General features: G+C 66.5%; 11 protein-coding genes. 2 read left to right on the top strand and 9 right to left on the bottom strand.

Translation table 11 applies throughout. From position 1 onward, the window contains the following. Nucleotides 1-17: 17 nt before the first annotated feature. A complete protein-coding gene (locus SB786_RS17065) occupies nt 18-263 on the bottom strand; it encodes a DUF4148 domain-containing protein (RefSeq protein WP_410728454.1) in 246 nt (81 codons plus the stop codon). A gap of 331 nt (nt 264-594) precedes the next feature. Between SB786_RS17065 and SB786_RS17060 the strand changes: the two genes are divergently transcribed. After that, a complete protein-coding gene (locus SB786_RS17060; RefSeq protein ID WP_410728453.1) occupies nt 595-1,041 on the top strand; it encodes a cupin domain-containing protein in 447 nt (148 codons plus the stop codon). A gap of 102 nt (nt 1,042-1,143) precedes the next feature. On the opposite strand, the gene SB786_RS17055 is transcribed toward SB786_RS17060, so the two are convergent. Continuing rightward, nucleotides 1,144-1,317 (bottom strand): hypothetical protein, encoded by a 174-nt coding sequence (locus SB786_RS17055; protein WP_410728584.1) that lies wholly within the window; start codon nt 1,315-1,317, stop codon nt 1,144-1,146. Between SB786_RS17055 and SB786_RS17050 the strand changes: the two genes are divergently transcribed. Then, on the top strand, nt 1,243-2,385 hold the full coding sequence (locus tag SB786_RS17050) for a phthiocerol/phthiodiolone dimycocerosyl transferase family protein (RefSeq protein WP_410728579.1): 1,143 nt from the start codon (nt 1,243-1,245) through the stop codon (nt 2,383-2,385). The two genes, SB786_RS17055 and SB786_RS17050, sit on opposite strands and share 75 nt — an antisense overlap. A 91-nt stretch (nt 2,386-2,476) precedes the next feature. On the opposite strand, the gene SB786_RS17045 is transcribed toward SB786_RS17050, so the two are convergent. The 7 genes from SB786_RS17045 to SB786_RS17015 all read right to left on the bottom strand — a co-directional run bounded on the left by SB786_RS17045 (nt 2,477) and on the right by SB786_RS17015 (nt 12,733). Then, a complete protein-coding gene (locus SB786_RS17045; protein WP_410728452.1) occupies nt 2,477-3,670 on the bottom strand; it encodes an MFS transporter in 1,194 nt (397 codons plus the stop codon). A gap of 13 nt (nt 3,671-3,683) precedes the next feature. Further along, the gene (locus SB786_RS17040) at nt 3,684-3,824 is read right to left on the bottom strand and encodes a hypothetical protein (protein ID WP_410728451.1); all 141 of its coding nucleotides are present in this window, start codon (nt 3,822-3,824) and stop codon (nt 3,684-3,686) included. Between the two features lie 22 nt (nt 3,825-3,846). Then, nucleotides 3,847-4,695: an SDR family NAD(P)-dependent oxidoreductase gene (locus SB786_RS17035; RefSeq protein ID WP_410728450.1), complete on the bottom strand. Its 849-nt coding sequence runs from the start codon at nt 4,693-4,695 to the stop codon at nt 3,847-3,849. A gap of 380 nt (nt 4,696-5,075) precedes the next feature. Then, a complete protein-coding gene (locus SB786_RS17030) occupies nt 5,076-6,206 on the bottom strand; it encodes a sensor histidine kinase (RefSeq protein ID WP_410728449.1) in 1,131 nt (376 codons plus the stop codon). A gap of 135 nt (nt 6,207-6,341) precedes the next feature. Continuing rightward, nucleotides 6,342-6,725, bottom strand: a complete 384-nt coding sequence (locus SB786_RS17025) for a response regulator transcription factor (RefSeq protein ID WP_006756865.1) — start codon at nt 6,723-6,725, stop codon at nt 6,342-6,344. 226 nt (nt 6,726-6,951) lie between these two features. Next, nucleotides 6,952-7,596, bottom strand: coding sequence for a response regulator transcription factor (locus SB786_RS17020; protein WP_373422143.1), 645 nt, complete (start codon nt 7,594-7,596; stop codon nt 6,952-6,954). 79 nt (nt 7,597-7,675) lie between these two features. Further along, the gene (locus SB786_RS17015; RefSeq protein WP_410728448.1) at nt 7,676-12,733 is read right to left on the bottom strand and encodes an AAA family ATPase; all 5,058 of its coding nucleotides are present in this window, start codon (nt 12,731-12,733) and stop codon (nt 7,676-7,678) included. Nucleotides 12,734-13,255 lie beyond the last annotated feature (522 nt).

Below are 13,255 nucleotides of genomic sequence, written 5' to 3'. Positions count from 1 at the left end.
GCGTCGGCAGCAGGCAATCAACTGCCTCGATAGAGCTTGTCGAGCGCCGCGAGTTGACCGTCCTTCTCCGCCTGCACCAGTTCCGCGCGAACCTGGGCGCGCGTCTTTCCCTTCGGCGCCTTGCCGCCCGTCGCCCACTGGCTCGCTTGCCCGATCGCCTGGTCGTTGATGCTCGTGTCGACGGGGCTGCTTGCAAAAGCGGAGGTGGTGGCTGCAACGGCGGCGCACGCCGCGAAAACCAAAGCGATCGTCTTCACTTTCATGTCGTTCTCCTGGATAAATTCGGCTGTCACGAATCTGTCGGGGTGCTCGGCGGTCGTTGGTCGCTGATCTCGCGAAGCCGGCTCGAGCGCGCTGATCGGATTCGATCGGTGAGATCCATTAAATCCAGACCACGTATCTGACGTATGTCTCGAGCATTGGCTTTTGCAAGGCCATGTATCCGGAGCGGTTTCATACACATTGAGAAACAAATCCACCGTCTCGTTTTCGATCGATCGTCAAACGGAACAGGGTTTTTCCGACAAAATGGCGCGACGACAGCGCGTTCATCCTTTACGTCGCTGCTACGAAAAAACCAAGGAGAGATAGCCGATGCCCAGATATGCCCTCGGAGCGCTGCTGTTGTTCAGCGTCATGACCTCGGTCGGCGCGCATGCCGAAACGATCAAGCCGATCAAGGCGTCGAGGTCCGACCTTGCCGGTGCGATATTCAATCGCGCCGACGCCGTGAAAAAAGACGAAGCCGGCGAAACGAGCGCGGACGTCGCGACGTTCACGTCGACCGACAACGCTTACCAGACCGGCGTCTATCGATCCGGGCCGTCGCATGAGGAAATCAAGGGGCCGCAGGGGCTGCCGTACAACGAGTTCCTGTACTTTCTGTCAGGCAGCGTGAAGCTCACGTCGTCGGACGGCTCGGTGATGCTCGTGAAGACCGGCGAGGCCGTCACGCTTCCGAAGGGATGGACGGGGCATTTCGACACACCGGGCTATACCAAGCTCTATGTGACCTACAACCCCGACGACAGAAAAAAATAGTCCGGCATGTCGAGCGATCCGGCCATGGCGGAATAGCGCACCCTCCTCGATTGTTCTGTTGAGGCAGACCATCACTTCGGGAGTCAGGCGGTGCGGAATCACTCACAGGCAATCGACGACAATCAGCGACTCGTGCGGGCACTCGGGAGCACGGAGCACCTGTTCTGGCTGCTCGACCAGAATCGGCCGACGCATTTCGCGATGGTTGCGGAGATCGACCGGCGCTTTTCGCCGGACGCATGGCACGCGGCGTTTCAGGCGCTCCAGCGCAGGCATCCGCTGTTATCGACCTGCATCGCCACCGACGCGCAACAGCATTCGGGCTTCTACCGCGTGACTGACGCCGCGGTGCCGTTGCGCGTGCTCGAGCAAGACCCGACTGCGTGGCAGACGGAAGCGGCCCGCGAAATCGCCGCGCGCTTCGTCGGGTCCGCGGCGCCGCTGCTGCGCGCGACCTTGCTGCAAGGCGAATGCAGCTCGACGCTGATTCTGGTTGCACATCATTCCGTGGTCGACGGCATGGGCAGTGCATCGCTGATCGACGATCTGTTGCGCATGCTGTCGGGCGAGCGACTGGCGCCGTTGCCGCTGGTGCCGTCGCTGGAGACCGTGCTCGGTACCGATCTGAGCCACGCCGCCGTCTTGCCGGCCCCGTCGCCGGCGCCCGCGCCCAAACCATTTCGTCCGGATGCCGCACAAGCGCCGCATGTCGACGCCATCGCGCTTTCCGCCGATGTCACCCGCCGGCTCGTTGTCCGCGCACGCGCCGAGCAAACCACCGTGCACGGCGCGCTTGCCGCGGCCGTTCACGAAGCCGGCCGGCGCCTGTCCAGCGCGTGGACTGAACGCGCGTTGAGAACCGTCACGCCGATCGACCTGCGCCCGCTCTCCGACGACGCGCGTGTCGCCGCCGGCGTCTACATCACGCAAACCATCACGATCGACGATCACCCGCGCGGTACGGATATATGGACCGCCGCCCGCAAGATCAAAGAGGATCTTGCACCGTCGCAGGCGCGCGCGAGTGTGGCGGCGGAACTGAAGGCGCTCGATGCGGCGATGTCCGCGCGGCCGAGCGTCGAGCATGCGGCCGGGTTTCTATCGGCTGTGCTGGCCTTCGACGTCATGGTGTCGAATCTGGGCAATCAGCCGATTGCTTCGGAATACGACGGCTTGTCGCTCAAAGCGCTGTGGGGCCCCATCGTGACGTCGGGCTTCGCCGACGACCAGATCATCGGCGCGTGCACGATCGACGGCGTGCTACGTCTCACGCATACAAGCCATGGCGCGATACGCGGACTTCTCGAAGAAGTCCGCGCGATTCTCCACGAAGCCGTTAGCTGACCGTCGGAGGCTACTCGCCTCGTGTGCGTTCGACGCCGACCATCGCGCGCGTCGCAGCGGCAGACGAATTCCGGAACCCCGTTGCGTGCGTTCAGCACGCCACCGGCAATACTCGCTTGCGGTGCTCGACGATCGACAGAAGCAGCGCCGCCAGGCCGCAAGCCGCGATCACTATCAACAGCATCGTCTTGCCCATGCTGACCAGCACCATGCTGCCGAGCGCCGGGAATCCGAATGCGCCGACGAAATACGACGCCACGAACCACGTCAGCACGGCGTGCCGGTGCCGCGCCTCGGCACTGTTGACGGCCTGCGCCTGCACGATCGGATAGACGAGGCCATACCCCGTGCCGAGCAGCACGGCGCTGGCAGAATGAAGCAGCGCGTTATGCGGCACGGCGAACGTCACGGCGACGCTCAGGATCATGAAGCCGAGCAGGATCTGCGTCGTCGCGCTGACGCGGATCTGAATCACGACCGCGCCGAGCAGGCCGCGGATGACGACCACCGTGGCCGAATACAGGCCGAAAAACGTTCCAGCCTTTACGCCGGGGCCTTGCGCCATCGACATCTGAAACGTCATCAGCCCCGAGAAGACGCTCGAGCCCAGCGCGATGATTGCGATCGGATAGATCGCAGGCGTGCGGGCGATCGCGCCCATCTCGCGTACCCACCGATCCCGCATCGGCGGCGCAACGGCGTGCGACGCAGGCGAGAGGCGGCCGAAACATTCCAGCATCACCGCAGCCGTCGCGCACAGCGCGCCGACCGTGCAGAACACAGCGCCGGTCGTCCAGTGCCAATTGCGAATCGCAAGTGCCGCAACGGCCGGACCGCCGCCGACGCCGGCCATCTGAAACGACCCGAACCGCAGGAACCAGCGTTCGCGTTCGATATCCGCCGTGCGCTCCGCGATCATCATCGGCGCCGCGAGGCAGAACCCGCCCCAACCGATGCCGACCAGCAATCCCGGCACGACGCTCAGCGAGCCGGTTCGCCCGATCAGCGCGAAGCCGACGACGCCTGCGCCGACGACGAGCGCCGCCAACGCGGTCGCCCGCGCGGCGCCGATCCGGTGCGCGCACCATGCGACCAGCGGCAGGCCGATCAGCGCACCGATCATCGCTTCGGCCAGTGCGGCCCCCGTGTCGATGTCGGTTCCTCCCGCCACACGGAAATGCATCGACAGCAGAAACGTCGCGCCGTAGCCGCATGCCGTCAGCAGCGCGCCGAGCAGCACGAACGAGGCGACGCGCGGCGACATCGTGCGTGAATCGGCCATCATGCTTCCCCTTGTTTCAAGATTCCGGTCGATTCGGGCGGCGGCGCGAAAAGCTCGCCGCTCGGGGCCGTCGCACGCGTGGGAGCTGCTCGGCGAACGGATCGAGCACGTTCAGCAGCACCCGCGCCACGATGTTGTCCTCGGACAGCGTGGTCATCGGTGGTATCCGGCAGCCGGCTTCATTCGGGCTGCGCCGGCGGAAACGAAACCGATTCGCTCAATGCGCGCCATTGCGCGTCCTCTTCCGCACGGAACCTTGCCGCCGCGCCGGCTACCGCGACCGCGTCGCTGCCCATCAGCAATCGCAAAGGCGCTGTCGGCGATCCGGCAACGCCGAGCAGCGCCCGCGCGATCCGCGCTGGATCGCCGGGCTGCATGCCGTCGATGCTGCGCAAGCGCGCCGCTACCGGCTCGATGATCGGCTTGTACGCGTCGCTGATCGGCGGAATGGTCATCGACGAACCGGCCCAGCGGGTCCGCATCGATCCCGGCTCGACGATCGTGACCTGGATGCCGAAATCGCGGACCTCCTTCGCCAGCACTTCGGAGAAACCGCCCACCGCCCATTTGGCTGCCTGATAGGCGGCGAGCCCGGGGCCGCCGACTCTTCCGCCCACCGACGAAATCTGAATGATGTGGCCGGCCCGTTGCCGACGCATGAACGGCAGCGCCGCACGCGTGACATTGCACACGCCGAAGAAGTTGACCTCGATCTGCTCGTGCAGCGCTTGGTCGGTGATGTCTTCGATCGACGCCAGATCGGCATAGCCCGCGTTGTTCACCAGCACGTCGAGACGGCCGAATCGCTCCACCGCCAGGCTGACGGCGCCGCGCGCCGCGTCCGGATCGGTAATGTCCAGCGGGATCGCCAGCATCCGGTCGCCATATGCGTCCACCAGGCTGGCGAGACGCGTCACGTCCCTCGCCGTTGCCGCCAGTTTGTGGCCGGCGGAAAGCACCGCCTCGGCAAGCTGAAGACCCAGGCCGCCGGAGCAGCCCGTGATGAACCAAACCTTGCTGTCATGCATTGTCGTACTCCCGGTCATTTGCGATCAACGTCCGGTTTCGCACACGCCGTGGAAACGGGGGTTTGCCGTGCGTCCGCGGGATCGCGAACCCGCCGAACCCGACGTCATGCGTCATTGGGAGCCCGTCATGTATCTCGCGTATGTCCGTCGCGTATCGCAATGTATCTGGTGAACCGCGCGTACGACGCGCCGATCGCGCAATCGTCCCGAAGAACGTTCCGCGGTCTATGAGAGGCGTTCACAAAAGAACAGATCATCTGGATCACTACACGATTTGATGTGCGTTGTTGAACGGCCATATGAAATCGAACGCCCGCAGAACGTCGTCCAGCATCGCGCATGCGTCGAGATTCGCGGCGAGCAGGCGACCGCTGCGTGCGTCAGGAAACGTAGCGTCCGCAACGACAGGCGCGTGCAGGCTCGCACGCGACATCGTGTCCAGCAGTAGTGGCAAGCGGCAACGTCACGCGCGCTTCGAGGCCTCCAGTGCTGCGATTGTTCAGCTGCAGCTCGCCCTGCATCGCTTGCGTCAGCCGCCGTGCGATCGCAAGCCCCAAACCGGATCCCGGTGCACGCGCCGCTGTCTGCGGCGCCCGATACCATGGCGTGAACACCGCTTCCATCTCCGTCGGCACGATGCCCGGCCCCGAATCCACCACCGCAAGCATCACGCGCCGGGCATCGACGCGAACGCACAGGCGGACATCGCGTCCGTAACGCAGTGCGTTGTCGATCAGGTTGACGAGCACGCGCCGCAGTGCATGCGGAAACGTCACGAGCGGACAGTCCAACCGCCCGTCCAGCGCGACGGCAAGCCCCGCGTCGCGGTAGTTGTCCACCAGCGAGCCGAGCAACGCGTCCACGTCGACGCTGCGCGGCGGCTCCGCCACGCTGCACTGAAGCCGTGCGCAGGCAAGGCTTGCGTCGATCAGCTCTCCCATCTCGGCAAGATCGCGCTCCATCGCATCGCGCAACGAGCGATCTTCCAGCATTCCGCTACGCAGCATCACGCGCGTCAGCGGCGTGCGCAGATCGTGCGCATAGGCCGCGAGCACGTGCAGCAATTCCGTCACGCGATCCGCATGCTGGTGATGCGCACCGTTGATCGCGGCGGCCAGTCGTGCGATCGACGGCGTGCCGCGCTCGACCAGTGAACGGGGCAGCTCTTCCAGCCCGTGCTCCTCGAGTGCCGCGGCGAGTTGCCGGATTGCCGCGTCCAGCCGCAGCGCACGCAGCCACAGCACCGCCGCCACCAGCGCGAGCATCGCGCACGTCACGCTCGCAATCAGAAGATCGCCGTCGACGGCGGGGAGCAATGCATTCGCGAGCAGGTCGCGAGCGTCGTACAGCGCCGCCGCGACGAACAGCACGCCAGCGACGACGAACAGCCGGGCCGGACACGCGACGAGACCGCGTGCATGCTCGCGGCATGTGCGGCTGAAGTTGCGTATGGAGCGCGTGAGCCGAGCCTCGAACCAGGCTCCGGACGATAAGGTAGGAATGTTGGCCATCTTCGTTCTCCTGTCGCCGTCGCGGCGGACGGTACAGGGAAGATGAAAACATGCGTGCGGGGGTTCGCACCATCAAACAAGCGGCCATCTACCCCCTACGAAGGTTTAGGTTGCCGTTGCGGCGCGGGCCGGCGATCAGCCGTATCCGAGCGCACGTGCAAGCCAGCCTTCGAGCTCCTGGGCGTCGATCGGTTTCTCGAGCAGACACAGCGCGGTGCTGGCCCGCGCTCGCTCGGACGTGCGGACGCTGACGAACGCCGTGACCAGCACGGTCGGAATGCGCAGCCCGCGTGCCTCCATCCGGGCCAGCACTTCGAGGCCATCCATCTCGGGCATCTGGAGATCGCAGATCAGGCAACCCGTGCGCGACACCACGTCGGACGCCAGGAATGCCGGCCCCGACGCGAATTCGCGCGCCTCCCCGCCCAGCGAACGCACGAAACTACCCGCGGCGGCGCGCACGAAGGGATCGTCGTCGACAATGGACACGAGATCGGAGGCTGAGAGTGAAAAAGGCATCCCTGCTTATGACGAGGGGGACGGACCGGGCCCGTCCCGAGCACTGTTACCCAAGTTGCCAGCATACCGTCACGCCGCGGCAGCGTCATCATACCTACGTATGGGTAGGCTCAGCGCCGGTGCATCGGCCGGTCGAGGAAGGATCCGGGTAAACGCGTGACGCTCGCGCTTTCCCACGCCGGGCGCGCGGTGCACCGCACCGACGGGTTTCGCGCCCGCGCCGCCGCTAGCGCGACGGCACGTTGATGCCCAGCGCAGTCATCTTGCGCACCAGTTCGGCCACCGAGCGGCACTTCATTTTTCGCATCGCCTGGCTGCGATGAATCTTGGCCGTGATCTCCGCGATGCCCATGTTGCCCGCGACCTGCTTGTTCATCAGGCCCGTCGCGACGTGTTGCAGCACCTCGCATTCGCGCGGCGTCAGCGATTCCCAACACGCGCGCAGATCGAGCAGCGAGTGATCGTCCTGCAGCCGTTTCGCATCGCGCTCGAGCGCCGCGATCACCGCATCGATCATGTCCTGGTCGCGGAACGGCTTCGTCAGGAAATCCATCGCGCCGGCTTTCATCGCCTTCACCGTCATCGCGATATCGCCGTGCGCCGTGATGAAGATGATCGGCATCTGCGGACCGCCGCTCTCCGCCAGCGACGTCTGAAACGCGATGCCGCTCTGCCCGCGCAGCCTGACGTCCAGTACGAGGCATGACGGCCCCGCGCCCTTCGGTGCCGCGAGAAACTCTTCCGTCGACGCAAAGGCGCGAACCTCCAGGTCGATCGATCGCAACAGGCTGATCAGCGCGGCACGAACGAATTCGTCGTCATCGACGACGTAGACGATGCGGCTGTTCCGATCAGGTGTCGCGTGGGGCATTCTGGTTTCCGGCATCGAGATTCGCTGATGAATTTTCAGGAGTGGCCGCGCGGCGCGCGGCGCGCAAACGGATCACCCATCATGGATCGACCCGCGGCAGCATCACGGTTGCGCGCGTACCGGCACCTTCTCGCGGCGACAGCGTCAACGTTCCGCCGTGCGCGTCCACGATCGAATGCGAGATGGCAAGGCCCATGCCCATCCCGTTCTCCTTGGTCGTGAACAGCGGTTCGAGCAGCCGGTCCGCGATATCGGGTGCAATGCCGCTGCCCGAATCCTCCACGCTCACACGCACACTGTCAACGCCGTGCGCTTCGCACGCAAGCGAAAGACGACGCGCCGTGCCGAGTTCGGCCATCGATTCGGCACCGTTCGTCAGCAGGTTGATCACGACCTGCTGAAGCTGGATCCGGTCGCCGTATACATAGACGGGACCCTCGTGACTGCGCAGCTCCAGCACCACGTCCAGCGTGTCGAGCTGCCGCGCGACGAGCGCCGCGGCCTCGCGCACGGCCTCGGCGAGGTCGACCGTCGCAAACTGCGGCGCGGCCTTGCGTGCCTTCGCGCGCAGCGCCTGGATGATGCTCTTGGCCCGCGCCGCGCTCCGGTTGATATGCTCGAGCATCGCCCGCGCTTCGCCGACGTCCGGCGGTTCCCGGTTCAGCCAGCGCAACCCGGCGCTTGCCGACGTGTCGACGGCGGCGATCGGCTGTCCGATCTCATGAACGATGGACGCGACGAGTTCGCCCATCGCGGTCAGCCGGCTGGCGCGCTCGAGGCTGGCCAGTGCGGCACGCAACTGTTCCTCGGCATGCGCGCGCTGACGGTTCTGCTCGACCAGCTCCTCATAGAGCCGCGCATTCTCGAGCGCGAAAGCGGCCTGCGACGCGATCACCTCCACCAGCGCCGCCTTGGCCGCGGTAAACATCCGCGCCGCCAGATTGTTTTCCATATACAGCACGCCGACGAGCGTCGCATAACGCATCAGCGGGACGCACATCACCGAACGCGGGCGCCGGCGGCGAACGTAAGCATCCTGACCATGAACCGGCGACTCCGATGCATCGTCGATCACCACCCCTTCCTGCGTCCGCGCGACCGCCTGCACGACGGAGACAGGCAGCACGCTCGCCGTCAACGACACGGCCTCCTGCGTCACGACGATCGTGCCGTCGATCACATCCGCGCGCGCCGGTACATGCCAGACGCCCTCGCGCAGCACCGCGAGCGCGCCATGCTCGGCCCCGGCGCTTTCGAGCGTCGTGCGCAACAGCGTTTCCACGAGACGCGCCGGCACGATGTCGCTCGCCAGCGCGTTCGACACGCGCAGCACCGCGTTCACGTCCAGCGCGTGCGTCCGGCTCCCGACCGGATTGCCGGCTCCGGCATCGAATACATCGGGATGCGCGGCCTGCAACTGGCGCACCTTCGCGAGCGCCCCCCAACGCTGCCACGCGCTCTGCGCATGGCGCAAATACGCGTGCGCGGCAATAGTGTCGCGACCCGCATGGAATCGCGCCGCATACTCGGCGGCCAGCGCCTCGACCTGCGTAAAGCCATGCCTGCCCGCGTGCATCACGGCGCGCGCATACGCTTGCGCCGCATCCAGCGGCTGCCCGTTCACGCGCGCGTGCTCGGCGCGCACCAGCTCGCGTCGCGCGACGAAGTTCGCCGGGCACGCCCGCGCCCAGACGTCGAGTTGCTCGACATGACGCTGCAGCGCAGCCTCCTCCGACGCATCGCGGCCAGGCAGCGCAAGCAGTGCGAGCGCGCCGTAGAACGGCAAATCGGCCCGCTCGGCAAACGAACGCGCCGCATGCTCGCAAGCTTCCGCGTGCCGACGCGCGTCGAGCGCGTCCGGAAGATCGCCGAACAACAGTGCGGCCTGCAGCCTGTAGACCCAGTACGCGAGATCGACCAGGGTCGCCGGCCGGCCCTCCGGCGGCGCCCACACGTCGCGATCGTCGCTCTCGCCTTCCTGTAGCCGCGTCAGCAGCATCTGCTGCGCGAGCAGCGCATCGATCACGAGCTGGAAATTCGCATCGCGCGCGATCGCAAGCCCGTGCGTCACCGTATCGCGCACGTCGCCGAGAAATTCGCCGGCGAACAGCATGCCGGTCGCCTCGTTGCGCTTGCAATAGAGCGCGAACGTATGATCGCAGCACTCGACCGTGATCTCGAATGCCCGCGAGATATACCCACGCGCCGAGCGCGCCGGCAACACCCATGGCACCACAATCGTGCCGTGCGCCATGTATACGCGGCCGCGATACCGATCGAGTCCGCGCTCGTCGACCAGATGCAGCGCGAGCTCGCCGAATGCCAGCGACGCGGCGTAATCGCCGTAACGTGCGCCGAAGATCTGGTTCATGCAGACGTAGACGTCGGCCGATGCATCGGAATGGCCGTGCGCGATCGCCAGATTCACCGCGCGCAGCAGAATCATGTCGACCAGATCCTGGTCGGAATAGAGTGCCGGCGGGATCAGGTCCGCAAAGATGTCGACAATCGCGCGCTGCAGCGGATCGGCGATGATCGGCAGGTCGCGCAGCGCGTCGATCCCGTTGCGGTCCAGCCAGGCGCGCAGGCGCAGGTATTCGCGATGCACGTCCGCGCTGTCCGGATGGGGCGGGATATCGATGCCGGCGCGCTTCAGGAACGCAAGGCCGACACCGAGCGCCAGATCGAAGCGGCCCAGCGCCGTGTACAGCGCCGCGCGCAGGCGCGTGAGATCCGCGCCGAACGTGCCGTCGCCGGCTACCCGCTCCAGCTCGGCCAGGCGCGCTTCGGCGGCTTCGAGCGCACCGGTCATGAACTCGGCCTCGCCGCACAGCATGCGCGCCTCGAGCCCGTCGTCGCTGGTGTCCCGCTCGCCGAGGAAATCGACGGCCGCGCGAAAGAAGCCGAGCGCGGAATGATGCGCGGTGGCAGCCCGGGATTGCCGCCCGGCCTCCAGATTCACGCGCGCGAACGCGCGGCGCTGCGCGGGTGTCTCGACCACCGCGCCGGCGAAGTTCGCCTGCGCGGCCAGCACGAAGGTGTCGGCGCAGACCTCGCCGGCCGCCAGCAAACGGCACGCGATTGCATGATGCAGCGGCGCGCGCTCGTCCTCCGGAATCGACGCATAGGCCGCCTCGCGAATGCGATCGTGCCAGAAGGTCCAGTCGTCGCCGTCGCGCTGGACACTTCCGGCATCGAGCGCCGCCTGCAGCCCCGCGATCGCATCGGGCTCGCTCAGGCCGGCCGCCGTGGCCAGCAGGCGCGTCGACGCACGCTGGCCGATGCAGGCCAGCAGGCGCAACATGAATCGTGCGGCGTCCGGCAGCAACTCGAACTGCCGCGCCAGCATCGTCGCGACGTCATCGCCGCCGCGATGCGCGGCAATACGCGCCATGTTCCAGCGCCACAGGCCGGCGCCCGCATCGTAATCGAGCATGCCTTCATCGGCCAGCAGGCGCAGCAGATGATGCACGAAGAACGGATTGCGTCCGGTTCTCTGCCCGATCAGGTCGGACAATGGGAGAAGCGCATCGGTGTCCTGATGCAGCGCGTGGGCGATCAGCTCGGTCGTCGCGCGCTCGTTCAGCGGCCCGAGTTCCACCGTCAAGGCATCGGGAACCTCGGCCAGAGGGCCGGCCCGCAACGGATGATCCGCATCGATCTCGTTGCCGCGATATGCGCCGACGAGCAGCAACGCCGTGTCGCGATGTTGCCGCACCAGTCGCTCCAGCACCTGGATCGTGCCCGCATCGGCCCATTGCAGATCGTCGAGCAGCAGCGCGAGCGGACGCTCCGGTGCCGCGAAACACGCGATCAGCCGGGCAATCGCCTGCAGCACGCGCTCCCGCTCAAGCCCGGGCGCCAGCTCGGATTGCTCCGGCGGCCCCGCTTGCGGGCCCAGCACCGCCGAGAGCGCCGGCAGGAATCTCGCGAGCGTGCGTCCGACAGGCGCGACGGCCGTTCCGATTCGCGCGCGCCACATGTCGAATTCGTCGTCCGCGCAACCGAGCACGAACTGCAGCAGCGGCTCCAGCGCCTGGGCAAGCATCGCATACGGCGTGCCGCGGCGGCCTTCCTCGCCCTTGCTGGTGGCCACGAGCAGCGCGCCGTCGTGCCTGAAGCGCGCGACGGCCTCCACCAGCAGCGTCGATTTGCCGATGCCCGAGTAGCCGGACACCCATGCGACGCGCATCTCCCCACCGGCGGCGACGGCACGGTACTGCGCGCGCAACGCGTCGATCTCCTGTTCGCGGCCCACCACATGATCGGCTTGCTGTAGCCGCTGCAGCGCCGCATGAACATCGAGCGCGAACATCGGAATGCGACCGTCGCGGCGCACGCACTGCTCGCATCGCTGCAGGTCGGCGACGAGCCCCGCGGCCGTGCGGTAACGCTGCTCCGGCGCCTTTTCGAGCAACTTCACGATGATTCGCGAAATCTGCTCGGGTACGTGCGCAAGGCGTTCGTGAGGGGGCCGCGCCGAATGCGTGGCGTGCGCGTGCACGAGCCCGGCGGCATCGGCCGCATCGAACGGCGGCACACCGGTCAACTGCTCGTAGAGAATGCATCCGAGCGAATAAAGGTCGGCGCGCGCGTCGACACGCAGGTTCATGCGCGTGCCGAGCTCGGGCGCCGTGTAGATGAAATCAGTGTCGTCCCATTCGAGACCGGTGTCGCGCAACGAGTCGGCCGCATCGGGGCCGATCGCATAGCCGAAGCCCGTCAGGAACGCACGATCGTCGCCATCCACGAGGAAGCGATGCGGCGCAAGCGCGCGATGCACGATGCCGGCCGCATGCATCTCGCCCAGCGCAGTCGCGAGCGCAATCGCGCGCCGCAGAAACGCGGACAAACGCTGCTGCGGAATAGCATCAACGGATAGCGGCATGCCGCCCGGATCGGCCAGGACGAGCACCGCGCCGCCACCATGCGACACGATGGCTTGCGGCACGGCGGACCAGCGTTCGTGCAGTGCCGAGCGCAATACATATTCGCGTTGCAGCGCCGCGACCGCGGACGGCGCCGCCGCGCCGCGCCCGGCGACGAGCACCGGCGGCGCATGGTCGTCGATCGCGCGGTGCAGCCGTGGCGGGCCGGGGCTCAATTCGATAAAGCGGCGTGTCGAAAGTTCGATCATGCGAATGCAGTAAGGAAACGGTGGCGTTCATCAGCTCGAACGCCGCTGGCACGGCGGCGTGGAGCACGGCATGCGACACCCGTGCCACGTGCCGCGGCGGGATGCCGGGTTGTATCCGCTCGTTCGCACCCGCGGTCGCGACGCGGGCCGCGGGGCGCCCTCGAGTTCGCTCGTGCGGTGTCGCACCTCACCGGCCGCCGCGCCCTTCTTCCAGGTACCCGTGATAACACGCGAACCCCGCCGATTATTCCAGCCCGATATCGTCAATGCAATGACGCGTGCCGACCCATGCATGCGCGCTGCCGAAACGCACGCGCGTCGCGTCATGATCGGCGCTTTCGTATCCGGATGTATCGCGTGTCCGCATCGATACATGACATTGCAAAACGCCGCGCCGCGGACACATGCGGGATACCTTCGCGGCGCTCAATACACATGCGACGGATTCTGACGACATTCGCGACGCGGCCGGCGCATCCTGCCTCCGCGTTCGCCAGATACCGTGCGTACCGTTCGATCGAC

The organism is Burkholderia sp. SIMBA_062 (assembly GCF_046534765.1).
Classification (GTDB): Bacteria; Pseudomonadota; Gammaproteobacteria; order Burkholderiales; family Burkholderiaceae; genus Burkholderia; species Burkholderia ambifaria.
Note: the sequence above shows the minus strand (reverse complement) of the source record. Positions and strands in the feature narration are given on the sequence as shown.

Coding starts and splice junctions, on each gene's coding strand:
- SB786_RS17065 (WP_410728454.1), bottom strand. CDS start 263: ATGAAAGTGAAGACGATCGCTTTGGTTTTCGCGGCGTGCGCCGCCGTT.
- SB786_RS17060 (WP_410728453.1), top strand. CDS start 595: ATGCCCAGATATGCCCTCGGAGCGCTGCTGTTGTTCAGCGTCATGACC.
- SB786_RS17050 (WP_410728579.1), top strand. CDS start 1,243: ATGGTTGCGGAGATCGACCGGCGCTTTTCGCCGGACGCATGGCACGCG.
- SB786_RS17055 (WP_410728584.1), bottom strand. CDS start 1,317: ATGCCTGCGCTGGAGCGCCTGAAACGCCGCGTGCCATGCGTCCGGCGA.
- SB786_RS17045 (WP_410728452.1), bottom strand. CDS start 3,670: ATGATGGCCGATTCACGCACGATGTCGCCGCGCGTCGCCTCGTTCGTG.
- SB786_RS17040 (WP_410728451.1), bottom strand. CDS start 3,824: ATGACCACGCTGTCCGAGGACAACATCGTGGCGCGGGTGCTGCTGAAC.
- SB786_RS17035 (WP_410728450.1), bottom strand. CDS start 4,695: ATGCATGACAGCAAGGTTTGGTTCATCACGGGCTGCTCCGGCGGCCTG.
- SB786_RS17030 (WP_410728449.1), bottom strand. CDS start 6,206: ATGGCCAACATTCCTACCTTATCGTCCGGAGCCTGGTTCGAGGCTCGG.
- SB786_RS17025 (WP_006756865.1), bottom strand. CDS start 6,725: ATGCCTTTTTCACTCTCAGCCTCCGATCTCGTGTCCATTGTCGACGAC.
- SB786_RS17020 (WP_373422143.1), bottom strand. CDS start 7,596: ATGCCCCACGCGACACCTGATCGGAACAGCCGCATCGTCTACGTCGTC.
- SB786_RS17015 (WP_410728448.1), bottom strand. CDS start 12,733: ATGATCGAACTTTCGACACGCCGCTTTATCGAATTGAGCCCCGGCCCG.